Consider the following 26524-nt stretch of genomic DNA (forward strand, 5'->3'; position numbering starts at 1 on the left):
CAGGCATCATCGAAGCGGGAACCATGAATTATCGCCACGCCTATCATGCCGGAAACTTTGCCGATGTGGTCAAGCATGCCATTCTGGCCCGCATCGTCGAATATCTGAAGCGCAAGGATAAGGCTTTCCGTGTCATCGACACCCATGCGGGCATCGGACTTTACGACCTGACTTCGGAAGAAGCGCAGAAAACCGGTGAATGGCGCGACGGAATCGGCCGTCTGGTCGAGACTTCCCTCGATGAGAAAACATCAAGACTTTTGAATCCCTTGCTGGAAGCGGTTCACAAAGAGAATCAGGGTCCGGGCATCCAGCATTATCCGGGATCACCCCGCCTCGCCCGCCATCTTCTGCGCAAGCAGGATCGCCTGACAGCCATAGAACTGCACCCACAGGATGCCGCGCGGTTGAAAGAAATTTTCGCCGGCGATTTCCAGACACGGGTCATCGAACTCGATGGCTGGCTGGCGCTGGGCGCGCATCTGCCGCCGAAGGAAAAGCGCGGACTGGTGCTGATCGACCCGCCCTTCGAAGAGGAAGACGAATTCGGACGGATTGTCACGAAGCTCGAAAAGGCACACCGTCGCTGGCCGGGCGGCATCTATGCGGTCTGGTATCCGATCAAGAACCATGACGCGGTTCAGGCTTTCCGCAGACGCCTTGCCGAAAGCAGCATTGCCGATGTGATCGACATCCGTCTCGAATTGCGCGCGCCCTCCAGTGAACAGCGCCTCGACGGGACCGGCATGATCGTGGTCAATCCACCTTTCGTGCTGCGCGAGGAGATGGAAACGCTGCTTCCGGTTCTTGCCGGCGTTCTCGGCGAAGAGGGCATGGGGCGCTGGGCACTCGAAAGGCTTACGGCAGAATAGCATGGCCGTGCTTGACCCAAACCGCGCACTGGCGCAAAACTTCAACCCACCGCACCGCAACAATCCGGGAGACAGACCTATGGCGCGCTTTTTGGCTCTTGCAGCCGGCCTCACCGCATCATTCCTTTCGATGCAGGCGCAAGCGGCCGATCCGGTCATGGGCGCTTATGGCGATGTCTGCGCGGATGCGCGCGTTCATTCGACCATCCAGAAGCGTTTCCGGCATCAGGTCACCCATGTGCCGAACTTGGCCGACGTCGACATCGTCGATTTCTACGGATCCTACCAGACCCGCTACAGCCCGTCTTCCCATGACAGCCCGATCGAGCGGCGCTATTGCCGCGCCACGGCGCGCCTGTCCGATGGGCGTGACCGCACGATCTGGTATCTGATCGAATACGGTCAGGGCTTTGCCGGCCTCGGCAACAATGTGGAGTTCTGCGTTTCCGGCTTCGACCGCTGGAACGTCTATGACGGCCACTGCCGCGTGCTGCGGTAGAAGATACGAATTCGGGGCAAATAATGTGTTTGGCAAAGCGGCTTTGTGCCGCCCTTCTGGCGTGTCTTGCGGCATCTCCTCTCCCGGCGTTTGCCGGAAAACGCGGCGCACCGGCGGGTGAGTTCGATTTCTATGTGCTGTCTCTCAGCTGGTCGCCCAGCTACTGCGCCGCCGAAGGCGCGGAAGCAAACCGGCAGCAATGCGGGCGCGAGCGGCCCTATGCCTTCGTGGTTCACGGGCTGTGGCCGCAATATGAGAAGAGCTACCCGGAATATTGCCGCTCGAAGCGCCCGCAGCGCGTGCCCGATGCGCTGGTGGACCAATACCGCGACATCATGCCTTCAGCCGGCCTGATGGGCCACCAATGGCGCAAGCACGGCATGTGCACGGGATTTGCGCAGAAGGACTATTTCGCTCTTTCCCGCAAGGCGCGTGAACGCGTGGAGACCCCGGCCGAGTTTCGGAGGCTGACCAAACCGGAGATGGTTTCGCCAGAACACGTCGAAGAGGCTTTCCTGGAGGCCAATCCGGACCTGCCGAAAGACGCCATCGCCGTCACCTGCGACAAACGCTATCTGCGTGAGGTGCGCATTTGCATGACAAAGGATCTGGAGTTCCGGTCCTGCAAGGCGGTCGACCGAAAGGATTGCCGGCGCGAACGGGTTCTCATGCCACCGGCCAGAGGCGGATAAAGAAAAAGCCGGACACGGGGCCCGGCTTTTCCGTTTCAGTCTGTCGTTTCGATCAGAACTGCATACCAAGGCCGAACATGACCTTGTTGGAGCTGTCGCTGACGTCCTGCGCACCACTACCGGTGTTGAACGTTTCATCACCGAACTTGGTGTAGCGATACTCGACGCGACCGAAAACCTTGTCGGTCAGCTTGGCATCAACGCCAGCACCGGCCGTCCAGCCGAGCATGGTGTTGGTGTCGGAACCGGCAGCGTCGGTGAGCTTCAGACGCTGAGCCGCGCCACCGGCCGTACCGTAGATGAGGATGTTGTCGGTTGCGGCAACACCCATGCGGGCGCGCAGCGTACCGTCAATGCCGTGCTTGGATTCGACACCGGCATTGGTGCCCTTCATGGCATTGTAACCGACATCGCCTTCAACACCGTAGACAAAGCTGCCGGACTGCCAGTTCCAGCCGGCAAAACCGTTGCCGACGAAACCGTCCGTGTCGATGTCATTGCCCGGGGCCGGCTGATTGGCGGCGGTTTCACCAGAGAAACCGTAGCCCAGCGCGATACCGGCATAGCCACCTTCCCAATTGTTGATCGGGGTGGAAATCACCGGAGCGGCAGGCGGTGCGGGCGGCTGCTCCATCACTGCATCAGCTGCCTGGGCGGACCCGGCTGCTGCAACAAATCCAACGGCTGCGGCCGCAGACAGAATTACATTCTTATGGGCTTTCATGGTCCATACTCCTTAAGCCACTAGCATTCCATTAGCTGTGGGTGCCCCTCTTGGCATCATGCCCTTCAAACGCACCACGCAGGCGAAACCGACCTCTTGGGAGGAAGCGGTCCGATTTCGCATGAGACCTATCTGGGCGCGAAATGAGGCCGAACGTGCCCGAAAAATGGGTCATTCAGGGGCGCCAATGAGGCGGAAAATTGACGTTGCAGATTCGCAACAATTGCGACCTTGGCCTTGGAGAGAGAAGCGAAACACCTATATTCGTCCCGCCTGATCAACCCCAAGAGGATATCGATGTTCACAAGCCTGCTCATCCTTGCTGCCGGTGTTTCCCTTCTGGTTCTGGCCGGCGAAATTTTCGTCAAGGGAGCGGTTGGTCTCGCGGAAAATCTGGGAGTATCGCCACTTATTATCGGCCTGACCGTCGTTGCGTTCGGAACATCGGCTCCAGAGCTGGTCACGTCCATAAAGGCAGCGCTGTCCGGGGCGCCGGGACTGGCCGTGGGCAATGTGGTTGGTTCGAACATCGCCAATGTCCTTCTGGTCCTCGGCCTGCCGGCGCTCATTTACCCCATTGTTGCGAACGGCCAGGGTCTGCGCCGCAATCTTGTCGCCATGCTCGTTTCCACCGCAATCTTCATGTGGATGCTGACAGGTGGCGTGCTCACCCGGTTCGAAGGAGCGATCCTTTTCGCTGGTCTTTGTGCCTTCATCGCATGGCAGGCCCGCGACGCAATTCAGGGCAAGGTTTCGGCCGATCACGACTTCCACGAGGATGTCGGCGATACTCCGCATGACCGCAGAAGGATCGCGCTTTTTCTGATAGCCGGTGTGATCGGATTGCCGATTGCAGCACATCTGACGGTGACGGGTGCGGTACGGATCGCCGAAAGTTTTGGAGTGAGCGATGCGGTGATCGGCCTGACCGTTGTGGCCATCGGCACTTCGCTTCCCGAACTCGCGACAAGCCTTGCAGCTGCCCTCAAACGCCATTCGACCGTGGCATTGGGCAACATCGTTGGCTCGAACATATTCAACATCGCCTGCATCATGGGCCTGACTGCGTTGATCACACCGATTGCGGTCGATCCCCGCATTGTCTCGGTCGACATGTGGGTGATGCTGGGTGCGGCAATGGTTCTGGCTCTTCTCGGATTCCTTCGGATCGTATCCGGCAAGATCATGGGTGGCGCAATGCTCGCGGGGTTTGCTGGCTACGTAGCAGCGGTTTTCTGATGCAACGGGAGGACACGGCACGGCGTCCACCAGCCGCGTGTCAGGAATGAACGATCCTGCGCTGCATGGACTTGGACCCGCCTGATATTGGGCTTAAACAGCATCGTGGAGTTCGATGACTCATGTCGTCGCGATTCGCAGCTGGGTGAAACAAGGCAGGCGTGACATGGCGCAATCAAGAGCAACGGCATTGATCACCGGAGGCGCCAGGCGCATCGGCGCCGCCATTGTGCGCGATCTGGCCGCACATGGTTTCGCAGTGGCCATTCATTGCAGCCAGTCCAGGGAAACTGCCGAGACACTCGCAACGGAGATCATCGACGCCGGCGGAGAAGCCGGCGTGGTACAGGCGGACCTGCAGAGCAGCACGGCGTGCAGCGGCCTGATCGAGCAGACACGCCTGGCACTCGGCCTTCCCACCATTATCGTCAACAATGCTTCCGTGTTTGAAGATGACGGGGTGGCCGATTTCACCGAAAACGGCTGGGACGCGCATTTCAATCTGCATGTGAAAGCACCGGCGTTGATCACACAGGCTCTCGTTCACGCTTTACCAGCTCGTCAGGAGGCGCTCATCGTGAACATGATTGATCAGCGGGTCTGGCGCCTCAACCCGCGTTTCTTCAGTTACACACTTTCCAAATCGGCGCTCTGGACCGCGACAAAAACGATGGCACAGGCGCTTGGGCCGAATGTTCGCGTCAATGCCATTGGCCCCGGCCCCACCCTGCCCAACCAGCGCCAGCAGCAAGAAGATTTCGACCGCCAGACGGACGCGCTCGTTCTTGAGCGCGGTCCGGATCTGAGCGATTTCGGCCGCACTATACGATATCTTTGGGAAACACGGTCCATCACAGGCCAGATGATCGCGTTGGATGGTGGCCAGCACCTGGCCTGGGAGACCCCGGACGTGGCGGGAGTGCCCGAGTGAGCGCAAGAACCACATTGCAAGAGCCGGCGAATCTGGCGCTGGAGTGGGACAGCAGTGTGGCAACGGACGGTGTCGTTGGCATCGAAGTGATCCAGTCGGCGGTCAAGCGGCTGCCCAATGCACCTGGCGTTTACCGCATGATGAATGCCGATGGCGATGTTCTTTACGTCGGCAAGGCCCGAAGCCTCAGGAAGCGCGTGAACAATTATGCGCAGGGACGCGGCCATAGCAACCGCATCGGTCGCATGGTCCGCGAGACGGCGTCCATGGAATTCGTGGTCACGCGGACCGAAACCGAAGCGCTGCTTCTGGAAGCCAATCTGATCAAGCGGCTGCGGCCACGATTCAACGTTCTGCTGCGCGACGACAAGTCGTTTCCTTATATTCTTCTGACCGGCGATCACCCGGCCCCCGGTCTCTTCAAACACCGCGGCGCGCGCTCGAAGAAAGGCGATTACTTCGGCCCGTTCGCGTCGGCAGGCGCCGTCGGGCGCACGATCAATTCCCTACAGCGCGCCTTTCTCCTGCGCACCTGCACAGATTCGGTGTTTGAGAGCCGCACCCGCCCCTGCCTCCTCTTTCAGATAAAACGCTGTTCCGGGCCCTGTACGGGCGAAATCGGCGAGGAAGGCTACACGGAGCTCGTATCCGAGGCAAAAGCGTTTCTTTCGGGCCGGTCCAGCAAGGTGAAAGCCGAGATCGCACAGGCGATGCAGGAGGCATCCGAAGCGCTCGACTTCGAGCGGGCAGCGATTTACCGCGACCGGCTTTCTGCCCTCAGCCATGTGCAAAGCCATCAGGGGATCAATCCGCAGGGCGTAGAAGAGGCGGACGTGTTCGCCATCCATCAGGAAGGCGGACAGAACTGCATTCAGGTCTTTTTCTTCCGGACGGGCCAGAACTGGGGCAACCGCGCCTATTTTCCAAAAGCCGATCCGAGCCTGGAAGCAAGGGAAGTTCTCGGCGCATTTCTCGCCCAGTTTTATGACGACAAGCCCTGCCCCCGCATGGTTCTGCTTTCGCACGGTATCGACGAACAGGAACTGCTGGCCGATGCTCTCTCGACGCGTGCGGGCCGGAAGGTGCAGGTTTCCTGCCCCCAGCGCGGCGAGAAGAAGGATCTTACCGACCACGCATTGCAGAACGCGCGCGAAGCGCTTGGGCGGCGGCTGGCCGAAACATCCTCGCAGGCGCGCCTGATGCAAGGGTTTGCCGAGACATTCGAACTTGAGCGCACTCCACGCCGCATCGAGGTCTACGACAACTCCCACATCATGGGCACGAATGCAGTTGGCGGAATGGTCGTTGCCGGCATCGAGGGCTTTGCCAAGAACCAATACCGCAAGTTCAACATCCGTTCGACCGACATCACGCCGGGCGATGACTACGGAATGATGCGCGAGGTAATGCAGCGCCGGTTTTCGCGATTGATAAAAGAAAACGGCCTGCCAGTCTCAACGGATGCGCCCGACATGGAGACGGCAGACACGGATGCAGCCGAGATGCCTGTCTGGCCCGACGTTTTGCTGATTGACGGCGGCCAGGGGCAATTGGCAGCGGTTAGCCAGGTGCTGGAGGAACTCGGAATAGCCAGTATGGTGACGGCTATCGGTGTGGCCAAGGGCGTTGACCGCGATGCCGGACGCGAACGTTTTTTCATGGCTGGCAGAAACCCTTTCAGCCTCCCCGTTCGTGACCCGGTTCTATACTTCATCCAGAGGCTGCGTGACGAGGCGCACCGATTTGCAATCGGTTCACATCGTGCCCGCAGAAAGAAAGAGATGGTGAGGAACCCGCTGGATGAGATCAGCGGCATCGGCCCGGGGCGCAAGCGCGCCCTGCTTCATCATTTCGGCACGGCGAAAGCTGTCAGCCGTGCGGGGATCGATGACCTCATCGAAGTGGAGGGCATTTCCGAAGCGATCGCACGTCAAATCTACGAGCATTTCCACGAAAACGGCTGACGCGGCGCTGTTTCGTCGCGGCGACCCCGGTTGCCGCTTGCCGTAGACTGTTGCTTCTGATTTGACAGAGGTGGATGATGTGCCGCGTGGGCAGACCCGCCGGACTATCGTTCATCGCCTCCCTCAAGCCTGTGCGCGGCGGGATGGAATTCAACGGGCAGGCGCCGCGCAGGCGTTCTGCGGCAGAACGGAGCAGGATTGCGCTTCATGGCCACACGTAGCAAGCCGGCGTTCAACATTCCCAACATGCTGACTTACGGGCGGATTCTCGCAGTGCCCGCGATCGTTTTGTGTTTTTTTCTGGAAGGCAGGCTGCAGTCGAGTGACTTTGCCCGCTGGTCGGCTCTTGCACTGTTTATACTGGCGAGCATCACCGATTATTTCGACGGCTACCTGGCTCGCATCTGGAAGCAGACCTCCAATATCGGCAAGATGCTCGATCCCATTGCAGACAAGCTTTTGGTGTCGACATGCCTGTTGCTGCTGGCCGCCGACACGGACCGTACGATAGCGGGATGGACGCTTTGGGCGGCGATCATCATTCTTTGCCGCGAGATCCTGGTTTCGGGCCTGCGAGAATATCTGGCGGCCCTGAAGGTCAGCGTTCCGGTGACACAGCTCGCCAAATGGAAGACCACCATACAGATGGTGGCTATCGGCTTTTTGCTTGTGGGCCCTGCCGGCGACAAGATACTGCCCTACACGACCCAGCTCGGCATCGCCCTTTTGTGGATATCGGCCATCGTCACCCTTTATACCGGGTATGACTATTTCCGCGCCGGACTGAAGCACATTGTGGAGGAGTGATCATGAAGCTGGTTTACTTCGCATGGGTGCGCGAGCGCATCGGCCCTTCCTGAGGAGACGCTTGTGCTTCCCGACACCGTGAAAACCGTCACGGATCTGCTTTCCTGGCTTAAAGGACGAGGCGAGAACTATCAGGGCGCGCTTGAACGCAGCGACGTGATCCGCGTTGCCATAAACCAGGAGCATGTGACTCACGATACGGCACTACCGCCCGATGGCGAAATTGCCCTCTTTCCCCCGATGACGGGTGGATAGTCTGATGCCTCCCTGCCAGCCGTACATCCGCGTTCAGGCCGAAGATTTCGATGCGGCCGCCGAAACAGCTCGCCTCACACACAACCGGAAGGATGTTGGTGCGGTCGTCTGCTTCACGGGGTTGTGCCGGGACGAGAACGGTCGTCTCAATGCACTGGAGCTTGAGCACTATCCCGGCATGGCCGAAGCCGAGATTGAACGGATTGCAAATGATGCCCTGAAGCGGTGGCCGCTGAGCGGTCTGACAGTTATCCACCGGTTTGGGCGCATCGCCCCTGGCGAAAACATCGTTCTGGTTCTTGCCGCTTCGGCACACCGGCGGGCGGCTTTCGAAGCGACCGACTTCCTCATGGATTTTCTCAAGTCCCACGCACCTTTCTGGAAAAAGGAGCACCTTGCGAAGGACGGCGAAACAGGCTGGGTTGAGGCAAAGGCAAGCGACCTTGACGACCTGAAACGCTGGTAGGTCGGGGCCTCTCCCTTTACGCATCGCTAAGGATAGCGCCCGAAACTGTTCTTGCTAGAGGATTTGGCAACTCGAACAGGGCTATAGCTTCCTCAAGGTAAACTTGGCGGGAGAGCAATGTCGGGACCTTTCCAGACAACGCTGCAGGCGAGCGGCGGCTTCGCATGGTGGCTTGCTGTGGCGTGCCTGATGGCATGCATGGTGCTGCTTTATCGACTGTTTCGCCTGTCCGCGCGGTATCGCGCGGCACTTGAGGAAAACCAGCACCATCAGGAACTCATCGACAATCTCTCCGAGGGCATTTACCGGTCCTCGCCGGATGGGCGGCAACTGAGCGCCAATCCGTCTCTTGTGAAGCTCAACGGATACACGAGCGAGGACGAACTCCTTGCCAGCGTGGGAGACATCGCCACCGAATGGTATGTGGACCCGGAACGCCGAAATATATTTCGCCGTGAACTCGAACGTCACGACAAGGTTGAAAATTTCATTTCCGAGATCTACCGCCACAAGACCCGCGAACGGATATGGATCAGTGAATCGGCTCGTCTGGTGCGTGATCGGCGCAGCGGCGCGCCCCTCTACTACGAAGGATCCGTACGCGAAATCACCGAAACGGTGAAGCGGCTGAAACTCCAGGACCTGTTCGAAAAACTGACATCACAGCTTCCCGGCGGTCTGTTCCAGATGCTGCGGCGCGACAGTGGCGAATTTCAGATGCTGTACAGCTCGGCCGGGCTACGCAGACTTCTTGGCTATCGCGACGCCAGCATCCCCGAGGATCCGAACACGGTTCTTCATATGGTGCACGCAGACGACCGTGCGCACTATCTCGACAGCCTGCGTGAATCCGGCAGGAACCTGAACCCGTGGGAATGCGAGTTTCGCATCCGCACAGCCGATGGAAAGGACCGGTGGCTGCGTGTTTCGGCCACGCCGGAAACCACCGACCAGGGCATCGTCTGGCACGGGTATCTGGCCGACATCTCCGTGCGCAAGAAAAACGAGATGGAAATCGAGCAACTGGCTTTCTACGACCCGTTGACGCGCCTTCCCAATCGCCGCCTTCTCTTCGATCAGGTAAGGCGCCAGATGTCGGTGTGCAGCGACAGCGGGAAGCTTGGCGCAATTCTTTTCATCGATCTCGACAATTTCAAAACCCTGAACGACACGATGGGGCATGACGTCGGGGACGAATTCCTCAAACAGGTTTCCGAGCGCCTTCAGGCCGCAATTGCTCCCAACGACACGGTTGGAAGGATCGGAGGAGACGAATTCGTCATCGTTCTTCAGCTCAATGACAAAACCGCGGCAAGTGCGACGCGCAACGCCATCGTCGCGGCCAACCGTGTTCTCGCCGCCCTTCGGCAGGAGTTCACGCTGGGTCAGATGAACCACCACACTTCAGCCAGTGTTGGCGTTCTCGTTTTCAACGGCAGGGAAAAGGGGCCCGAGGTCCTGATGAAAAACGCGGACATGGCGATGTATCAGGCGAAGAATCAGGGGCGAAACAACGTCGCCCTGTTTGATCCCGAAGTGCTGCAGAAGGAGCACGCCCGGTTCCGCCTCCTCAGCGACATGCGCAGCGCGCTTGTCGAAAACCGGCTGGAGATGCATTACCAGCCGCAGGTCAATACTGCCGGACATGTGATCGGCGCAGAGGCGCTGTTACGCTGGAAACATGCAGACCATGGCAAGCTTTCGCCCAGCGACTTCGTCGCTCTTGCAGAACAGCACGGGCTGGCTGAACTGCTGGGCCGTGGAGTGATCGAATCAAGTCTGCGCACGCTCGCCGCCTGGAAAAAGAACCCGCGCCTGAGCGGCTTACGCATGGCTGTCAACATAAGCCTTAAATCTCTGCGCGATCCCGAATTCCTGGATTTCCTGCATGATCGGCTCGACGCGCACGCAGTCGCCCCGCAGCGCCTTACTCTCGAAATGACGGAACGTGTCCTGACCAGCGATCAGTTGCACATTTCCAGGCGAATGAACGAGTTGAAAGCACTTGGCGTGCGACTTTCGCTCGACGATTTCGGCACCGGGTACTCTTCCATCGCCTATCTGAAGAAGCTTCCCTTCGACGAGCTCAAGATCGACGGCAGTTTCATTGCCGAGCTTGAAGAGAATGAAAGCAATCGCGCGCTGGTGCAGACCATGTTGAACATGGCATCGACGCTCGGACTGTCTGCCGTGGCCGAGCATGTTCAGACACCACAGCAGGAAGCGCTCCTGAAAACGTGTGGCTGCACTTTTTTCCAGGGTTGGCTATACGGCCGCGCCATGACCGGAAGGGACTTCACGAAATTCGTACTCGAGCGCAATCCTGCCTCGATCTTGAAATTCCCCAACTCGCTTCAGGGTGCATAAAAAAACCGGGGCCGAAGCCCCGGTCTCAGATCCTGTCTGACAAACCTTCCGGTCAGCCGACGATCTCCGTATCGGAAAACCAGTAGCGGATCTCTTCGGCAGCCGTTTCAGGCGCATCCGAGCCGTGCACGGAGTTCTCGCCGATCGAGGTGGCGAACTCCTTGCGGATGGTGCCTTCGGCGGCTTCAGCGGGGTTGGTGGCGCCCATCACTTCGCGATTTTTCAGAATGGCGTTTTCGCCCTCGAGGACCTGAACGACGGTCGGGCCGGAAGACATGAACTCGCACAGTTCGTCAAAGAACGGACGCTCCTTGTGGACTGCGTAAAACCCTTCTGCCTGGCGACGGCTCATCCAAACACGCTTGGAGGCCACGACACGCAGGCCTGCATCCTCAAGCTTCTTTGTGATGGCACCGGTCAGGTTGCGCTTGGTGGCATCCGGTTTAATCATGGAAAATGTGCGTTCGATCGCCATGGTCTGTCCTTCGATTGTCTGGATTGCGGGGCAAGCCCGCATGTGGAGATGGCGCGCTCTATAGCGGTCCAGACGGCACAAGGGAAGGCCCAGCCGGTCAACTCGCGGCCGGCACCCGCCGTGCAAAGCCCTCATGCAGGTCCAGACAGCGTTCAAACCATGCGGCCACCGGATCGTCTTTCGCCAGCAGCCCGTACGTCGACACGATGCGGGCCCATTGAAACACCCCTGCCATGATATAGTCGGCAAAAAGTGGACCCTGCCCACCGAGAAACGGCTGTTCTGCCAACAGCGAACGCATCGGGGTCAGCGATGCCCGGAAGCCGGCAAGACGCTCTTCACGCCCCTTCACAACCTCTTCCAGAGTCTGCCCAAACCGTTTTTCGCGACTGGTCCGGAAATAAACCTGATCGGAACCATCCAGCATTGCGTGAATATCGAGTAAAAGCGCGCGGCCAACGAAGCCAGAAATGACGGTCTGCACCCACTTCTCGATGAAGCGTGCAAGCGTTTCGCCACCTGTTCCGGAAAATAGCGACGGCCCTGTCAGGATAGGTCCGGTCGAGATAAAGCGCGATCTGGAAGGAATCGGCCAGCCAGGTTTCACCATCCCGGATGACAGGCACCGTGGAAAAACTGCCTTCTCCTAAAGTGGGTATCTGGGTGAACAAGACAGGCACGGTTTCATAATCGAGCCCCTTGTGTCGGAGAGCAAAGGCAACTTTCCAACAGTGCGGGCTGAAAGGACGCCCCTTGTCCCTGCCAGCCAGTTCGTAAAGGACAATCGCCACGCTGCTTCCTCTGGTTTGCGACAGTTTTACAATGGCCGACCATTATTTACTCCACAAGAGGTCTTGGGCAAGAGACGTCCACCTCGCGCAATGCGCGCAATGGAAACAACTAATACAAGAAATTCGAATTTTTCAAAAATGTACTTTGAGCTTAAAAAATAAAATTTTATGAAAAATTTCATAACCTTGTAATTCAAAAAATAACGATCCATACCTCCAACTATTTAAATCTACATACCCCGCCCTACCCTCCTCTCTGTGTACAGCAACCACAATCTATCAGCGAGGAAGAGAATGACTCAGATTTGCAGCAATATTACCGGTACTCTCAAAAGCGCTGCTCTTGTATTGGCGCTCACCACACCTGCAGCAGCCATCGATCTCGGCGGCGTCAGTATTGGCGGAAACGACAAAGGTGGAGTAAGTGTCAGTGTCGGCGGCGTATCTGCTTCCGTTGGCACAAGCAACGGCGTTTCAGCGGATGTCGGAGCAGATCTGGGTTCGACCTCTGCCAATGTCGATGCCTCCGTTGGTGGCGGCAGCCTGGCTGATGTCAATGCAGATGCGAATGTCGGCAATGCGGTTAGCGCAAGAAGCAACACGACTGTCGGTGGAGGCAGGGGCAGCCTGCTCGATTCGAACACCACCGCATCCGTGGGAGGCGACAAAGGTCTGAACGCCGAGGTCGGAGTCAATGCCGGTAAAAGAGGCCTGGGCGTCCTGCTTGGCTTTGGCAAGCGCCCGAGCGACAACCCGGGCACGGGTAATCCTGGAAACGGCAATGGAGGCGGCATCATCGGTGGCGGCAATGGCGGCGGCAAAAGTGCGGCTGAAAGAGCCATTGAAGGCCTGAGCGACAAACAGATAGCGATCTACCGGAACCGGTGCGGCAGGATCCTGCGCAATCCGGCTGCCTGGGATTACGGTCTCGTGCAGATGTGCAAGGCTTTGAGTCAGGCTGCCTCCCGCTGAGATTGGAGCGACCCAAAAAGGTGTGACCCGTTTACCGGGTTGCACCTGTCTGCTTTCGGCAACACAAAGCGACTTCCGTGACTGGACTGACAGCGCACCGCCCGTGATGACTTGCCAGCGTCGCAACAAGCAGTCAAAACGCGCAGATGTTGACCATTTCAAACCTTTCGCTGCGCATTGCCGGACGTCTTCTCATCGACCAGGCTTCACTCACCCTGCCTGCCGGAACCAAGGCGGGCCTGGTCGGGCGGAATGGTACGGGCAAGACGACCCTGTTTCGCGCGATTACCGGCGACCTGGCTGCCGAAACCGGAACGATCAGCCTGCCCAAGGGAACACGGACCGGGCAAGTGGCGCAGGAGGCGCCGGGCACGGACGAGCCACTGATCGACATCGTGCTGCGGGCCGACACGGAACGCGCAGCGCTCTTGATTGAGGCCGAAACTGCGAGTGATCCGGATCGAATTGCAGAGATTCAAACCCGCCTGACCGATATCGACGCGCATTCAGCCGAAGCCAGGGCTGCATCCATTCTCTCGGGACTCGGCTTCGATGCCGAAGCGCAGAAGCGTCCGGCCTCGTCGTTTTCCGGCGGCTGGCGCATGCGCGTCGCGCTGGCCTCGGTGCTTTTCACCCAGCCAGATCTCCTGCTTCTGGACGAACCGACCAACTATCTCGATCTGGAGGGCACGCTCTGGCTCGAGAATTACCTGTCTCGATACCCGCACACGGTTCTGCTTATCAGCCATGATCGCGACCTTCTCAACCGGGCGGTTTCTTCGATCGTGCATCTGGAGCACAGGAAACTGACTTTCTGGCGCGGCGGTTACGACCAGTTCGCAAGACAATATGCCGAGAAGGCCGAGCTTCAGGAGAAGATGCGCGTCAAGCAGGAAGCCCAGCGCAAACACATGCAATCCTTCGTCGACCGCTTTCGCTACAAGGCATCGAAGGCGCGCCAGGCGCAATCCCGGCTCAAAGCCCTGGAACGCATGTCTCCCATGGCGGCGGTGCTCAACGAGACGGTCCTGCCATTTCGCTTTCCCAACCCCGAGAAGGCAGTTGCATCGCCCATCATCGCACTTGAGGGGGGAACTGTCGGTTACACCCCGGGAAAGCCGGTCCTGAAGGGGTTGACGCTGCGGATCGACAATGACGACCGAATTGCGCTGCTGGGTGCCAATGGAAACGGCAAGTCCACTTTTGCGAAACTGATCGCCGACCGGCTCACGCTCGAAAAGGGAACGAAAACCGTCGCCCCGGGCCTGAAAGTCTCGATTTTTGCCCAGCACCAGCTCGATGACCTGAGACCGGAGGAAAACGCCTATCAGCACCTGCGCCGACTGATGCCCGATGCACCTGAAGCGAAGGTGCGGGCGCGGGTAGCCCAGTTCGGGCTGACCACCGAAAAAATGACAACGCCGGCACGCGACTTATCCGGCGGCGAGAAAGCGCGCCTTCTCATGGGACTTGCAACCTTCGAAGCCCCGCATCTTCTCATTCTCGACGAACCGACAAACCATCTGGACATCGACAGCCGCGAGGCGCTGGTGGAGGCGCTCAACATGTTCGACGGAGCCGTGATCCTGATCAGCCACGACCGGCACCTGATCGAAGCAACCGCCGACCGGCTCTGGATTGTCGGGGACGGCACCGTTTCGCCCTTCGATGGCGATATGGACGATTACCGCAACCGTATGACCGGTGGTGTGACGCGCAGCAAGGAAAAGCGGGAAGCAGAGAAAGCCTCCAAGGCAGACAAACGCAAGGAAGCAGCACGGCGCCGGGCGGCCCTTGAACCGCTCGCCAAAGAGATCAAGGCCACTGAGGGACTGATCGAGCGCACGCGAAAGCGGATCGACACGATCGAGGCACGCCTGGCCGATACGAGCCTTTATGACAAGGAGCCGGAAAAGGTCTCATCGCTGGCCAAGGAACGCGCTGACCTTGCTGCCATGCTGGAACGCCACGAAGACCGGTGGCTCTCGCTTTCCAGCGAATATGAAGAGGGGATGGCCTGATGGCGCAACCGCTTACCATAGGGTTCGACGCGGATGACACGCTCTGGCACAATGAGCGTTTCTACCGGCTCACGGAAGCGCGTTTCGCCGAGTTTCTCGCCGATTTCGCGGAGGCGGAGCATCTGTCCGAACGGCTCTTGCAGGCCGAGAAGCGCAATCTGGGACGTTACGGTTTCGGCATCAAGGGGTTCACACTCTCGATGATCGAGACGGCCATCGAAGTGACTGATGGCCGGGTTCCGGCTGCAACGATCCGCGACATTCTCGAAGCCGGCCGGGAGATGCTCGAGCATCCCGTCGAAACGCTGCCACATGCCCGGGAAACACTGGAACGCCTGTCCGGACGCCACCGGCTGGTGTTGATCACCAAGGGCGACCTTTTCGATCAGGAACGCAAACTTGCGGCTTCCGGGCTTGGCGACTATTTCCACGCCGTCGAGATTGTCAGCGACAAATCGCGCGTCACCTATGAGCGCATCTTTGCCGCCCATGGCGATGGGCCGGACCGCTCCATGATGATCGGAAATTCACTCAAATCGGATGTGATCCCCGCCATTGAAGCCGGCGCCTGGGGTGTGTTCGTTCCCCACGATCTGACATGGTCTCATGAGCACGCCGAAGAACCAGGGACAGCCCCCCGCTTCCGCAAAATCGCTCATCTGGGGGAAGTCGATACAGTTTTGGCAGAAATCGGCTGGTAATCCCGGCGGCGGACTGGAGCCAGAGGTCCTTGATAGCTGAGCCCCTCTGGTTGCGCTAGGCCTTCTTCTGCCAGCGCCTGTCGGGCCCCTGCTGCCAATAGGTAACGGCATGACCTGCCGATTTGAGCGATTTCCAGTGTCCGCGAGCCGCGTCGAGCTGAGCAGCGTCGTGACCGTCAAACATCACGACCGCACGTTCATAGCCGTCCACGCCGGCTGGGTCCGCGCCATCCACAAAGAAGCGGATGCGGGCATTGTTGGGATTGGCAGCAGCGTCGGTCAAAATCACGGGCTGGTGCTCGGGATGCGCGTCGCGGTCGGTGGCATGGGCGAGAAAGGATTCCTCGCGCCATGTCCACAACCAGTTGTCGAGCGCTTCACAGCGTTCGCGCGTGCCTGTCTGGATGACCACTCTCCATCCCCGCTCAAGACTTTTCTCCACGAGAGGAGGCAATGCCTCCTCCAGTGTCGATTCGGTCAGGTGATAAAAGAGGACATCCATCGGCCTATTCGTAGCTGTCGGCGACGAGACGGTCGAGCAGCCGCACGCCGAAACCAGAGCCCCAGGACCGGTTCACCTCATCGAGCGGTGCACCCATTGCGGTGCCAGCGACATCCAGATGAGCCCAGTTCGTGTCTTTGACGAAGCGCTTAAGGAACTGGGCCGCAGTGACGGAGCCCGCCAGACGGCCGGACGAGTTTTTCATGTCGGCATTCTTGGAATCGATCTGCTTGTCATATTCCTCGCCAAGCGGCAGGCGCCACAGCTTTTCACCCGTCGCCTCACCTGCGGCGGCGAGCTGTTCGGCGAGCGTGTCATCGTTGGAAAACAGCCCCGCTCGATGATGGCCGAGCGCCACCATCACCGCGCCTGTCAGCGTTGCGAGATCGACCATGAACTGCGGTTTGAAGCGATCATTGCAGTACCAGAGCACGTCGGCGAGTACGAGCCGGCCCTCGGCATCGGTATTGATGACCTCAATGGTCTGCCCCGACATTGAGGTTACGATGTCGCCGGGCCTCTGGGCATTGCCGTCGGGCATGTTTTCGACCAGCCCCACCAGACCGACCGCATTTACCTTTGCCTTGCGCGCAGCGAGTGCATGCATGACGCCGACCACGGCGGCTGCACCGCCCATGTCGCCCTTCATGTCTTCCATGCCGCCAGCCGGTTTTATGGAGATGCCGCCCGTGTCGAACACGACGCCCTTGCCAACGAAGGCGAGCGGCCTTTCCTTGGATTTTCCGCCGTTCCACTCGATAACGGCCAGCCTTGGCGGCCGGACAGACCCCTGCGCGACACCGAGCAGCGCCCCCATCCCGAGCTTCTTCATCTCTTTCTCGGTCAGGATTTCCACGCTGGCACCGAGTTTTTCCAGCTCCTTGGCCTTGGCGGCGAACTCGACCGGCCCCAATACATTGGCAGGCTCATTGACGAGATCGCGCGCGAGCATGACGCCTTCTGCCACCGCTTCAGCGCGCATGAATGCCTTTTTCGCGGCGGACGGGTCTGCGCACTGGATGACGATCTTCAGCTTCTTCGCCGGTTTGTCATTGCCGTTTTCCCGGCTCGTCGTCTTGTATTTCTCAAAACGATAGGCGCGCAAAAGCATACCCAGGGCGATGTTTGCGGCATCCCCAGCGCCAATCTTCCCATCCTTCAAGTCAACGACAACGGTGATTTCACCGGCCGACTTGCCCGCAGCGAGCGCTGCGCCGCCGATCTTTACCCATTCCTGTTCGCCAAGCTGCGAAGGGTTGCCGATGCCGACGGCGGCCAGACGGTCAAGCTGCGTGCCTTCAGGAGCAAGAACCTCGACGCTTTTTGCCAGTTTCCCCGAGAATCCCGAGATTTCCGATGCACGTGCCAGAACACCCTCCGGGTCACACGCGCTGGCCTGGTCTCCAAGCCCTCCGCCCTGCGGTGCAAGGACGATAACAGTGCCTTTCCCAGGGGTTGAAAATTTGGCGAAGGAGACACTCGGTCTGTCGGTCATGATAATTCCCAGATTTCCACGATTGGTCGTTTTGGAGACGGGCGCGATCTTGGAGGTTTTATGCGAATTGGCAAGAGCCGGAGCCTGGCGGACCGTCTTTTTTCGCCCCGGTACGGACTGCGGGCGATCGCGCTATCGTTGCATAAGCATATTGTTAACCGCGTTTGTTTCACATTTTCTAACCAGTACTGCCCAGACTCCCGGAAGGGACAAGAATTGGTGGGCTGCTCCTCAAAGCCATCACGAGTGCATTGTGTGTCTGCGCGTCGACCGTTAGGTTCGCGCGCGCCCCAGAGGCTGCTCTAACGAAACGGATCGTCGATTTCCATGAAGGTGATCGAACTTTACATCATGCGTCGCACCTTCGCGCTGTTTGCAGCAGCGTTGCTGTGGGTGCTCGCGCTGGTGTGGACCACGCAGGTTCTGAACCGTATTGACCTGGTGACCGACAGCGGTCAGTCGGCAGGCACCTTCTTCTTCGTTGCCGCGCTCGTGCTGCCCTCCGTCATACCGATCGTGATTCCGTTCGCCCTGGGTATTGCCGTTGCGCAAACTTTGGCGACGATGAATGCCGATTCCGAGCTGGTGGTCATCAATGCTTCGGGTGCCCCGCGCTCGATCATCGTCAAGCCGGTTCTCATCATTGCGATTGGCGCCAGCCTTGCATCTTTTATGATCAACAACACGCTGGAGCCCGCGTCGCGCCAGGCCTTTCGCACGGTGCTTGCCAATGCACGCGCAGATCTGATCACGACCGTGCTGCAGGAAGGCTCGTTTCAAAAAGTCGATGACGGGCTGTTCGTGCAGGTCTCCGAACGCCTTCCCAACGGCCTTCTGGGCGGAATTTTCGTCTCCGATTCGCGCGATGAGAACACCAAGCTGATCTATCATGCGAGAACCGGTGCGGCCGTGGAGCGCGAGGGGGGCTCGGTACTGGTGATGCAGGACGGCATGGTGCAGCGCCAATCGGCAAACGGCGATGTCTCGACCATCCGTTTTGATTCCTATGCATTTGATCTATCGCAGTTTTCCAGTGGCGGCGGCGGCAAACCGACCCTGCACCCCAAGGACCGTTCTCTCGCCTTTCTGCTCGATCCGGACGTGAATGACAGTTTTTATCAAAAATCGCCGCAGATCATTCGTGCCGAACTGCATATGCGCCTTTCCGAATGGCTCTATCCGCTCGTCTTTGCCATGGTAGCGCTCGCGGTTGCCGGTGATGCACGCTCTTTCCGTGAAGCGCGACTGCACCCGATTGTCACGACCATGGCAATTTCGCTGATCGTGCGCTGGGTCGGTTTTTATTCGGGCACGGAAGCGGAAAGCTCTCCGGTCTTCTCTTTCGTGCTTTACGCGGCTCCGATTTCGATGATTTGCCTATGTGCGGTGTTCATTGCGACCACTCGTGTGATGGAACTGCCAACGCACTGGGTGGAAAAACTGCACGCGCGCACGCACCGTCTGACGGAAACCATGACACACTGGCGGTTCAAACTGGCCCACGCTCGTTCCTCCGACAGGAGGCGCGGATGATCGGCCTCACACTTGGCGGATATTTTTTCCGGCGGTACGCTTCGATCGCTGCATGGAATTTTTTCGGCATCGGGCTTTTGGTCTTCATCGTGACCTTTGCGGAGGTTTCCAGCCGCTCTGCCGGTCTGCCCGGTTACACGGCGCAGTGGGCCTTTTCGCTTGCTGCCCTGCAGACCCCAATCATTCTTCTTCAGGCTGTCCCTTTTATCGGGCTGATCGCTGCCATGGCCACGTTGATCAGCCTGAATCGGAAATACGAGCTTGTGGTTGCGCGTGCCGCGGGCGTCTCGGCATGGCAATTTCTGACACCGATCGCATTTGGATCCTTTCTGTTCGGCGTGCTCGCTGTCGCCGCGCTGAACCCGCTCGCAGCCAACGGCTTTGCGCAGGCACAGCTGGTCGAGGCCGAGGTTCGGGGTGCAAAAAGCAACGCCAATTCGGAAGCCGAACAATGGATCAAGCAGCGCTTCGAAGATGAAGAAACGATCATCGGTTCGAGTGCGGTTCTCAACGGGGGCCAGACCCTGGTGAGACCGGTTTTTTTCCGAATCGACACCGACGGGCGAATCGTCGAACGCCTGGACGCCGAACGGGCGTTTCTGCGCGATGGATTCTGGGAGCTGCGGGACGTGGCACGTCGACGCGGTACCGCTGCGGCAGAACGACTGACGAGCCTGCAGATAGCGACCAATCTGCAGCCCGAATTCGTGGGTGAACAGCTGGCGCGCCCTGAGGCCACTTCGATCTACGAGTTGCCTGGAAAAATTGAAGTGGCGAGGTCTTTCGGGCTCAAGGCAAACGCATTTGCCACGCATTTTCATTCACTTGTAGTGTTACCCGCCCTGCTGGTCGCGATGACGCTGATTGCCGCTACGGTATCCATGAGATTTACCCGAATGGGACAGTCAGCAACCGTGATTCTGGGTGGCATCCTTGCCGGCTTTCTGCTTTATGTGGTTTCGGTCTTGGTCAAGGCGTTCGGCAGCGCCGGAGTTGTTCCTCCGGTGGTAGCTGCGTGGACGCCTGTGGCTGTCGCGATGTTCTATGGGGTCACTTTCCTGTTGTACAAGGAGGACGGTTAGTGGGGGTTACGGCAAAAAGAGCCGGCATGTCCGCACGGTCAGCGCTTTTATTGAGTGCGACCGCGTTGGCGACCTTGTGCACCTATTCATTGCTTCCCATGGCCCCCGCTCTCGCGCAGACCGGCGGCCTGGACGTTTCCGATCTGCCCCAGAACGCTCAGATGCTTCTGACCGCAGACAATCTCATTTATGACAACGATCAAAGCACCATCACCGCTGCCGGTGGCGTGCAGATCGAGTATGCCGGGAACAGTCTCGTTGCCGACCGGGTCGTCTACGACCGCAGGACCTCGCGCGTGATGGCACGCGGCCGTGTTCAGATCATCGAAGAAGACGGCGATCGCATTTTTGCTGACGAGATCGACGTCACGGATGATTTTCGTGATGGCTTCGTCAACGCGTTGCGCGTGGAAACCGTCGACAAAACCTATTTCGCAGCAGAAAGCGCGGAGCGTTCTGGCGGCAGGCTGACGACATTCAACAATGGTGTCTACACCGCCTGTGAACCCTGTAAAGAGAAACCTGGAAAACCGCCGATCTGGCAGATCAAGGCACAGAAGATCATCTGGAACGGGGAAGCAAAGACGGTTCGTTTCGAGGGATCGCGATTCGAATTTTTCGGCATGCCGATCGCTTATCTGCCGTTCTTCGAAGTGGCCGACCCGACGGTGAAACGGAAGTCCGGTTTTCTGATTCCGAGCGCCTCCTACAGCGAAGAGCTGGGTGTTGGCGTCAGCGTCCCCTATTACCTGGCCTTCTCGCCGACCTACGACCTCACTGTAACGGGAACCTACTACACCAAGCAGGGTTTTCTCGGTGAGGCGGAGTGGCGGCAACGCTTCGACAATGGTCAGTACAGCGTCACGGTAGCAGGGATCAGGCAGCAGGATCCCGAAGCCTGGAGCTCCGGTACGGTCAACGCAAGCGAGACCACGCGTGGCATGATCGGCTCCAAGGGCCAGTTCCGGATCAACCCGCGCTGGAGCTTCGGCTGGGATGTTCTGGCCCAGTCGGACAAGAATTTTTCGCGCACCTACGGCATTGACGGATTTTCCGACACGGTCCAGACATCGGAGCTTTACCTGACAGGGCTCGATGACCGGAATTTCTTCGACCTGCGTGCCTATCATTTTGACATTCAGGAGAATGTGCCGGACAGCTCTTCCAGCGCACGTGACAGGAAGCAGCCCTGGGTTTTGCCGAGCTTCGACTATTCCTACACGCCGGATGAGGCGGTAGCCGGCGGTGAGCTGAACCTCGACGTCAATGTGCAGACCGTTTACCGGGATGCCTTGAGCGGGAGCCTCGCTTCGACAACTCCCGCTGTTTACGACCGCATTGACGGTGTCGAGGGACTGGGTAGCCGCCTGACGGCCGAGGCCGAGTGGAAACGCTCTTTCGTCAGCGCGGGCGGGCTTGTGATCACGCCGCTGTTGCAGGCACGCGGCGATGCGATCTACACCGATTACGATGCCAACACGGTCAATGGTGTGACAAGCTTCGAGCTGAACGGAACACCTGTCGGCAGCGACGTTCGCTCCTCTTATTACCGGTATATGGCGACTGCAGGCCTTGAAGCTCGCTGGCCGATACTCTTTTCAACGTCGAGCGCCAGCCATGTGCTGGAGCCCATGGCGCAGATTTTCGTGCGGCCCGACGCTCCCTATCAGGAGAGCCTGGGCATTCCCAACGAAGATGCGCAATCGCTTGTGTTCGATGCGACGACCCTGTTCGAACGCGACAAGTTCTCCGGTTATGACCGGATCGAGGGCGGCACGCGTGCCAATGTCGGCATTCGCTATTCAGGCAGTTTTGCCAATGGCTGGACGACCCAGGGGTTGATCGGACAATCCTACCATCTGGCAGGCGACAATCCGTATGCCCAGCCGGATCTCGTTCACGCCGGTGCCTATTCCGGACTTGAAACCGACGTTTCCGATCTGGTCGTGATGGCCGGCATAGCAAGCCCGAACGGGTTTGCCTTCTCGGCAGGCGCGCGCTTTGATGAAGAGACGCTTGATCTGCGTCGGACAGACCTGAAATCGGCAGCCGAGTTCGGGCCGGTCACCACCTCGCTGCAATATGCCTACATCCAGTCACAGCCGAATTACGGCTTTGACGAAGACCGACAGGAATTTACCGGCATTGCCAAGGTTCGGTTTGATGAGAACTGGAGCGGCTTCGCTTCGGGCACATACGACATCAAGAGCCAGACGCTGGTGAAGAACGACTATGGCTTCTCGTATGGCGATGAGTGCTTCATCTATTCGATGACCTATTCGCGCAGCAAGAACCGCGACACGAAGGAAACAAGCCAGTCCTTCGGCTTCCGCATTTCGCTGCGCACGATCGGTGATTTCGGCACAAGCAGCGGTGAGCTGGCGTCGGGATTCTAGATCCCGACACGGCTCCCCTGCCCTGTCCGGCCCCGCCTGTCGCGGGCAGAAGCGGACCGGCCATTTCCGTCAAAGTCATTTTTTTGCCCAACCCGGTATCGATAAAACAGATCTAGGGACTGTAGCTCTGTCGCGTTTGCTGTTATTTCAGGCGCTATTGCGGGGTGCAAAGATGAGAACAATGACGATATTCAGCAATTGCGGGCGCATCTTGCGTCTGGGCGCGTTAACGCTGGCAGTGGCAACAGCGATGCCGCTGTTGCATGGTGCGAGTGCTCTGGCGACAGAGATCCGGTATGTGGTGAACAATGCGCCCATCACGAGTTACGACATCGACAGGCGCGTCGCATTTCTGAAATTGCAGCGCGAAGGCGGGAACCTGCGCCAGAAGGCGACCGACCAGATGATCGAGCAGGCGCTCAAGCTGCAGGAGATGCAGCGGCGAAAGGTCAACATTCCCAATGAAATGGTGAATCAGGCATATGCGCGCTTTGCAAGCGGCAACCGCATGTCCACCAGCCAGTTGAACAGCGTGCTCGCCCAAAGTGGCGTCACGGCCGAGCATTTCAAGGAGTTCATTCGATCCCAGATCGGCTGGGGGCGTGTCATGCAGATGCGCAGCAGCTCGGCCGGCAAGCTGAGCGAACAGGACGTGGTTGCCAAGATGCTTGAACAGGGTGGCAACAAGCCAAGTGCCACCGAATACATGCTGCAGCAGGTCATTTTCGTGGTCCCCTCCGGCGAACGCTCCAGCCTGCTTGGGAAACGCAAGCGCGAGGCGCAGGCAATGCGGGGTCGTTTCAACGGCTGCGACAGCACGCGTGAATTTGCCAAGGGTCTGATCGACGTTACGGTTCGCGATCTCGGTCGGGTGCTGGAACCGGAATTGCCGGGTGACTGGAAGGACCAGATCAAGAAGACCTCACCAGGCAATGCAACCGGTGTGCGGGAAACCGACCGCGGGGTCGAGTTCATCGGTGTGTGCAGCACACGCGAGGTCTCGGATGACCGGGTTGCCCAGATGGTGTTTCAGAACGAAGGCGCTGGAAACGAGGCAACGGAAAAGGCATCCGAAGAATATCTTGCGGAACTGCGCAAGAATGCGCGCATCAGTCAGCGTTGATGCTGTTGTGAGCCCGTTTCGGGCGGGCTCACTTTTGCCCAGAGCAGCTTTTCCAGAAATCGTGAGGTAATGCGTGCTTCCGCTCGCGCTCAGCATTGGCGATCCATCCGGCATCGGACCCGAAATCCTGCTTGAGGCGTGGCTCCGGCGCGACACGAACGGGCTGCCTGCGTTCTATATTCTGGGCGATCCCTCTTTGCTTGCATCGCGGGCCGAAAGGCTGGGGCTGAACGTAGCGATCGCGGAAACGGATCCGGAGGGGGCGGTTGCGCACTTTTCACGATCTCTGCCCGTTTGCCCGCTGAGAAACAGGCTTCACGATAGGCCGGGTTCTCCCGATTCCGCCAATGCGGCAGGGATTGTTGAGGCCATTTCGCGTGCCGTCCAAGACACGATGCAGGCCCGCGCCGCTTCGATGGTCACCGCCCCGATCGCCAAGAAGCCACTCTATGATGCCGGCTTCGACTTTCCAGGACATACCGAATTTCTCGGTCATCTTTCAGAAAAGATCACCGGTCGAAAGGTCGAACCGGTCATGATGCTGGCCGGCCCGGAGCTTCGCACGGTGCCTGTGACCGTTCATCAGGCATTGGCTGAGGTGCCTGCGCGCCTTTCGCAAGACCTGATCGAAAACACCATCAGAACCGTGGCGCAGGCCTTGAGCGAGCAGTTTTCCATTCCAGAACCCCGTCTTGCAATCGCGGGCCTCAACCCCCACGCGGGGGAAGGCGGCGCCATGGGCAGCGAGGATGCTGAGATCATTGCCCCCGCGATCGAACGGCTGCAATCCGAAGGCATCAATGCTTTCGGCCCCCTGCCCGGCGATACACTGTTCCACGCGCGCGCAAGGGCGCAGTATGATGCAGCCGTTTGCATGTACCACGATCAGGCATTAATCCCGGTGAAGACCATCGCATTTGACGAAACAGTGAATGTGACGCTCGGTCTGCCCTTCGTGCGCACCTCCCCGGACCATGGCACGGCATTCGACATCGCCGGTCGGGGCATCGCACGTCCAGACAGCCTGATTGCCGCCATTCACCTTGCACGGAAGCTTGCCGACAACAGGAACAGTGTACGATGACGGCCGATGGTCTTCCGCCACTTCGCGCGGTCATCGCAAAACACGGGCTTGCGGCGAAGAAATCGCTCGGACAGAATTTTCTTCTCGACCTGAACCTCACGGCCAAGGTTGCCCGCGCTGCGGGTGACCTGAATGGTGCAACGGTGGTTGAAATCGGTCCGGGGCCTGGCGGCCCTGACACGCGCGCTGCTCATGGCTGGTGCGGAGAAGGTCATTGCGGTGGAGCGGGACGAGCGCTGTCTGGACGCACTCGCCGAAATCGCCGCCCATCACCCGGGCCGGCTTGAGGTCATCAACGGAGACGCACTGGACACGGATTTCGCTGCTCTCGTCGCAGCGACAGCGGGTGCGGTGCGCATTGTTGCCAATCTTCCCTACAATATCGGCACCGAACTTCTGATACGCTGGCTCACGCCCGAAAGCTGGCCTCCCTTTTATACTTCCATGACACTGATGTTTCAGCGCGAGGTGGCACAACGCATTGTCGCAGAAGCCGGTGACAAGGCTTATGGCCGGCTTGGGGTGCTGGCGGGGTGGCGGGCACAGTCGAAAATCGTGTTCGATCTGCCGCCACAGGCTTTCACTCCGCCCCCCAAGGTGACCTCATCGGTCGTCCATATCGTACCTCGCGAGAGGCCGCTGGCCACCGACCCCAAATCGCTTGCAAAGGTGACCGAGGCTGCGTTCGGCCAGCGTCGCAAGATGTTGCGACAAAGCCTCAAATCAGTGGGGGGAGAAACGCTTCTTGAACAGGCGGGAATTGACCCGACCCGTCGTGCAGAGACCCTCTCCGTGCCGGAATTCGTGACCCTGGCCAATCTGATCTAGGTGTCCAGTTCTATCGAAACGCGCCTGAAACCCTGCGCTCAGCCGCCGGTTTCTTCTAGCAGGCCTGCCACGAAATCAAACAGTCCTGGCCGGCGGTCACGACGCAGGCGCTCGGCTTCCACAATGGAGCGAACCGCCGAGAAGGCATGATCCAGCTCGTCATTGATGACGACATAATCATAATCCAGCCATTTCTCGATTTCCGTGCGAGCATTGGCAAGACGCGTCTGGATGATCTCGGGCGTGTCTTCGGCGCGCCGTGTGAGGCGACCGAGCAATTCCTTCATGCTTGGTGGCAGGATAAAGATCGAGACGACATCGCCGCGCATTTTCTCGCGCAGTTGTTCTGCGCCCTGCCAATCGATGTCGAACAGCATGTCGCGACCTTCGGTCAGCGCCTTCTCCACCGGCGCACGTGGTGTGCCATAGTAGTTGCCGTGAACCTCGGCCCATTCAAGCAGTTCGTCATTGTCGCGCATGATTTCGAATTCGCGCTGCGACTTGAAATGATAATGCACGCCTTCGATTTCGCTGGCACGGCGTGCTCGCGTGGTCACGCTGACAGAAAGTTCAAAACCACTCACTTCGGCCAGAAGCGCACGGGCAATGGTGGACTTCCCGGCTCCCGAGGGCGATGAGAGAACGAGCATAAGGCCGCGGCGGCGCACCGCGTTCAATCCGGCCGAGGGTATTTCCGAGGACATG

The 26524-nt window shown here is 58.9% G+C and carries 22 protein-coding genes and 3 pseudogenes; 19 read left to right on the forward strand and 6 right to left on the reverse strand.

Features of this window, described 5'->3' with window-relative positions:
• Positions 1 to 23: 23 nt before the first annotated feature.
• The 3 genes from AB2N04_RS14760 to AB2N04_RS14770 all read left to right on the forward strand — a co-directional run bounded on the left by AB2N04_RS14760 (position 24) and on the right by AB2N04_RS14770 (position 2063).
• Positions 24 to 872 (forward strand): 23S rRNA (adenine(2030)-N(6))-methyltransferase RlmJ, encoded by an 849-nt coding sequence (locus AB2N04_RS14760; protein WP_367715159.1) that lies wholly within the window; start codon positions 24 to 26, stop codon positions 870 to 872.
• A 79-nt stretch (positions 873 to 951) separates the two neighbouring features.
• Positions 952 to 1371 carry a hypothetical protein gene (locus tag AB2N04_RS14765; protein ID WP_367718821.1) on the forward strand — a complete coding sequence of 140 codons (420 nt, stop codon included), beginning with the start codon at positions 952 to 954 and terminating at the stop codon, positions 1369 to 1371.
• A gap of 23 nt (positions 1372 to 1394) precedes the next feature.
• A complete protein-coding gene (locus AB2N04_RS14770) occupies positions 1395 to 2063 on the forward strand; it encodes a ribonuclease (protein WP_367715161.1) in 669 nt (222 codons plus the stop codon).
• A gap of 52 nt (positions 2064 to 2115) precedes the next feature.
• Here the strand turns inward: AB2N04_RS14770 and AB2N04_RS14775 are convergent, their stop codons facing one another.
• On the reverse strand, positions 2116 to 2787 hold the full coding sequence (locus tag AB2N04_RS14775) for an outer membrane protein (RefSeq protein WP_367715162.1): 672 nt from the start codon (positions 2785 to 2787) through the stop codon (positions 2116 to 2118).
• A gap of 297 nt (positions 2788 to 3084) precedes the next feature.
• Between AB2N04_RS14775 and AB2N04_RS14780 the strand changes: the two genes are divergently transcribed.
• From AB2N04_RS14780 to AB2N04_RS14810, 7 genes and pseudogenes are all read left to right on the forward strand, one after another.
• On the forward strand, positions 3085 to 4026 hold the full coding sequence (locus AB2N04_RS14780; protein WP_367715164.1) for a calcium/sodium antiporter: 942 nt from the start codon (positions 3085 to 3087) through the stop codon (positions 4024 to 4026).
• A gap of 166 nt (positions 4027 to 4192) precedes the next feature.
• The gene (locus AB2N04_RS14785) at positions 4193 to 4957 is read left to right on the forward strand and encodes an SDR family oxidoreductase (protein WP_367715165.1); all 765 of its coding nucleotides are present in this window, start codon (positions 4193 to 4195) and stop codon (positions 4955 to 4957) included.
• A 32-nt stretch (positions 4958 to 4989) separates the two neighbouring features.
• The gene (gene uvrC, locus AB2N04_RS14790; RefSeq protein WP_367718822.1) at positions 4990 to 6921 is read left to right on the forward strand and encodes an excinuclease ABC subunit UvrC; all 1932 of its coding nucleotides are present in this window, start codon (positions 4990 to 4992) and stop codon (positions 6919 to 6921) included.
• A 207-nt stretch (positions 6922 to 7128) separates the two neighbouring features.
• Complete coding sequence (gene pgsA / locus AB2N04_RS14795) at positions 7129 to 7728, forward strand: CDP-diacylglycerol--glycerol-3-phosphate 3-phosphatidyltransferase (RefSeq protein WP_367715167.1); 600 nt, start codon at positions 7129 to 7131, stop codon at positions 7726 to 7728.
• A gap of 2 nt (positions 7729 to 7730) precedes the next feature.
• Positions 7731 to 7983: pseudogene (gene moaD / locus AB2N04_RS14800) on the forward strand (molybdopterin converting factor subunit 1).
• A gap of 4 nt (positions 7984 to 7987) precedes the next feature.
• Positions 7988 to 8449: a molybdenum cofactor biosynthesis protein MoaE gene (locus AB2N04_RS14805; RefSeq protein ID WP_367715169.1), complete on the forward strand. Its 462-nt coding sequence runs from the start codon at positions 7988 to 7990 to the stop codon at positions 8447 to 8449.
• A gap of 117 nt (positions 8450 to 8566) precedes the next feature.
• Complete coding sequence (locus tag AB2N04_RS14810) at positions 8567 to 10816, forward strand: EAL domain-containing protein (RefSeq protein ID WP_367715171.1); 2250 nt, start codon at positions 8567 to 8569, stop codon at positions 10814 to 10816.
• A gap of 52 nt (positions 10817 to 10868) precedes the next feature.
• On the opposite strand, the gene ndk is transcribed toward AB2N04_RS14810, so the two are convergent.
• Both ndk and AB2N04_RS14820 read right to left on the reverse strand, forming a co-directional pair.
• Positions 10869 to 11291 carry a nucleoside-diphosphate kinase gene (gene ndk / locus AB2N04_RS14815; protein WP_229447338.1) on the reverse strand — a complete coding sequence of 141 codons (423 nt, stop codon included), beginning with the start codon at positions 11289 to 11291 and terminating at the stop codon, positions 10869 to 10871.
• Positions 11292 to 11388: 97 nt separating this feature from the next.
• Positions 11389 to 12082, reverse strand: a pseudogene (locus tag AB2N04_RS14820) (glutathione S-transferase family protein).
• A gap of 294 nt (positions 12083 to 12376) precedes the next feature.
• Here AB2N04_RS14820 and AB2N04_RS14825 point away from each other — a divergent pair.
• The 3 genes from AB2N04_RS14825 to AB2N04_RS14835 all read left to right on the forward strand — a co-directional run bounded on the left by AB2N04_RS14825 (position 12377) and on the right by AB2N04_RS14835 (position 15776).
• Positions 12377 to 13054 carry a hypothetical protein gene (locus AB2N04_RS14825; protein WP_367715172.1) on the forward strand — a complete coding sequence of 226 codons (678 nt, stop codon included), beginning with the start codon at positions 12377 to 12379 and terminating at the stop codon, positions 13052 to 13054.
• Between the two features lie 146 nt (positions 13055 to 13200).
• A complete protein-coding gene (locus AB2N04_RS14830; protein ID WP_367715174.1) occupies positions 13201 to 15075 on the forward strand; it encodes an ABC-F family ATP-binding cassette domain-containing protein in 1875 nt (624 codons plus the stop codon).
• Entirely contained in the window at positions 15072 to 15776 is a 705-nt protein-coding gene (locus AB2N04_RS14835) for an HAD family hydrolase (RefSeq protein ID WP_367718823.1), read from the forward strand. The genes AB2N04_RS14830 and AB2N04_RS14835 overlap by 4 nt, the downstream gene beginning before the upstream one ends.
• 55 nt (positions 15777 to 15831) lie before the next feature.
• On the opposite strand, the gene AB2N04_RS14840 is transcribed toward AB2N04_RS14835, so the two are convergent.
• Positions 15832 to 16278 (reverse strand): DNA polymerase III subunit chi, encoded by a 447-nt coding sequence (locus AB2N04_RS14840; RefSeq protein WP_367715175.1) that lies wholly within the window; start codon positions 16276 to 16278, stop codon positions 15832 to 15834.
• Between the two features lie 4 nt (positions 16279 to 16282).
• Complete coding sequence (locus tag AB2N04_RS14845) at positions 16283 to 17773, reverse strand: leucyl aminopeptidase (protein ID WP_367715176.1); 1491 nt, start codon at positions 17771 to 17773, stop codon at positions 16283 to 16285.
• 327 nt (positions 17774 to 18100) lie between these two features.
• On the opposite strand from AB2N04_RS14845, the gene AB2N04_RS14850 reads away from it, so the two are divergent.
• From AB2N04_RS14850 to rsmA, 6 genes and pseudogenes are all read left to right on the forward strand, one after another.
• A complete protein-coding gene (locus AB2N04_RS14850) occupies positions 18101 to 19306 on the forward strand; it encodes an LptF/LptG family permease (RefSeq protein WP_367715178.1) in 1206 nt (401 codons plus the stop codon).
• Positions 19303 to 20388 (forward strand): LPS export ABC transporter permease LptG, encoded by a 1086-nt coding sequence (gene lptG / locus AB2N04_RS14855; RefSeq protein ID WP_367715179.1) that lies wholly within the window; start codon positions 19303 to 19305, stop codon positions 20386 to 20388. The genes AB2N04_RS14850 and lptG overlap by 4 nt, the downstream gene beginning before the upstream one ends.
• Before the next feature lie 98 nt (positions 20389 to 20486).
• Positions 20487 to 22784 (forward strand): LPS-assembly protein LptD, encoded by a 2298-nt coding sequence (locus tag AB2N04_RS14860; protein ID WP_367715181.1) that lies wholly within the window; start codon positions 20487 to 20489, stop codon positions 22782 to 22784.
• A 181-nt stretch (positions 22785 to 22965) separates the two neighbouring features.
• A complete protein-coding gene (locus tag AB2N04_RS14865; RefSeq protein WP_367715183.1) occupies positions 22966 to 23907 on the forward strand; it encodes a SurA N-terminal domain-containing protein in 942 nt (313 codons plus the stop codon).
• Between the two features lie 73 nt (positions 23908 to 23980).
• Positions 23981 to 24991 carry a 4-hydroxythreonine-4-phosphate dehydrogenase PdxA gene (pdxA, locus tag AB2N04_RS14870; protein WP_367715185.1) on the forward strand — a complete coding sequence of 337 codons (1011 nt, stop codon included), beginning with the start codon at positions 23981 to 23983 and terminating at the stop codon, positions 24989 to 24991.
• Positions 24988 to 25819 (forward strand): annotated as a pseudogene (gene rsmA, locus AB2N04_RS14875) (16S rRNA (adenine(1518)-N(6)/adenine(1519)-N(6))-dimethyltransferase RsmA). Before pdxA ends, rsmA begins: the two are co-directional and overlap by 4 nt.
• Before the next feature lie 38 nt (positions 25820 to 25857).
• Here rsmA and gmk read toward each other — a convergent pair.
• The gene (gene gmk, locus AB2N04_RS14880) at positions 25858 to 26523 is read right to left on the reverse strand and encodes a guanylate kinase (protein WP_367715187.1); all 666 of its coding nucleotides are present in this window, start codon (positions 26521 to 26523) and stop codon (positions 25858 to 25860) included.
• Position 26524: the final 1 nt, after the last annotated feature.

The sequence above is a fragment of the Nitratireductor sp. GISD-1A_MAKvit genome, from assembly GCF_040819555.1.
Lineage (GTDB): Bacteria > Pseudomonadota > Alphaproteobacteria > Rhizobiales > Rhizobiaceae > Nitratireductor.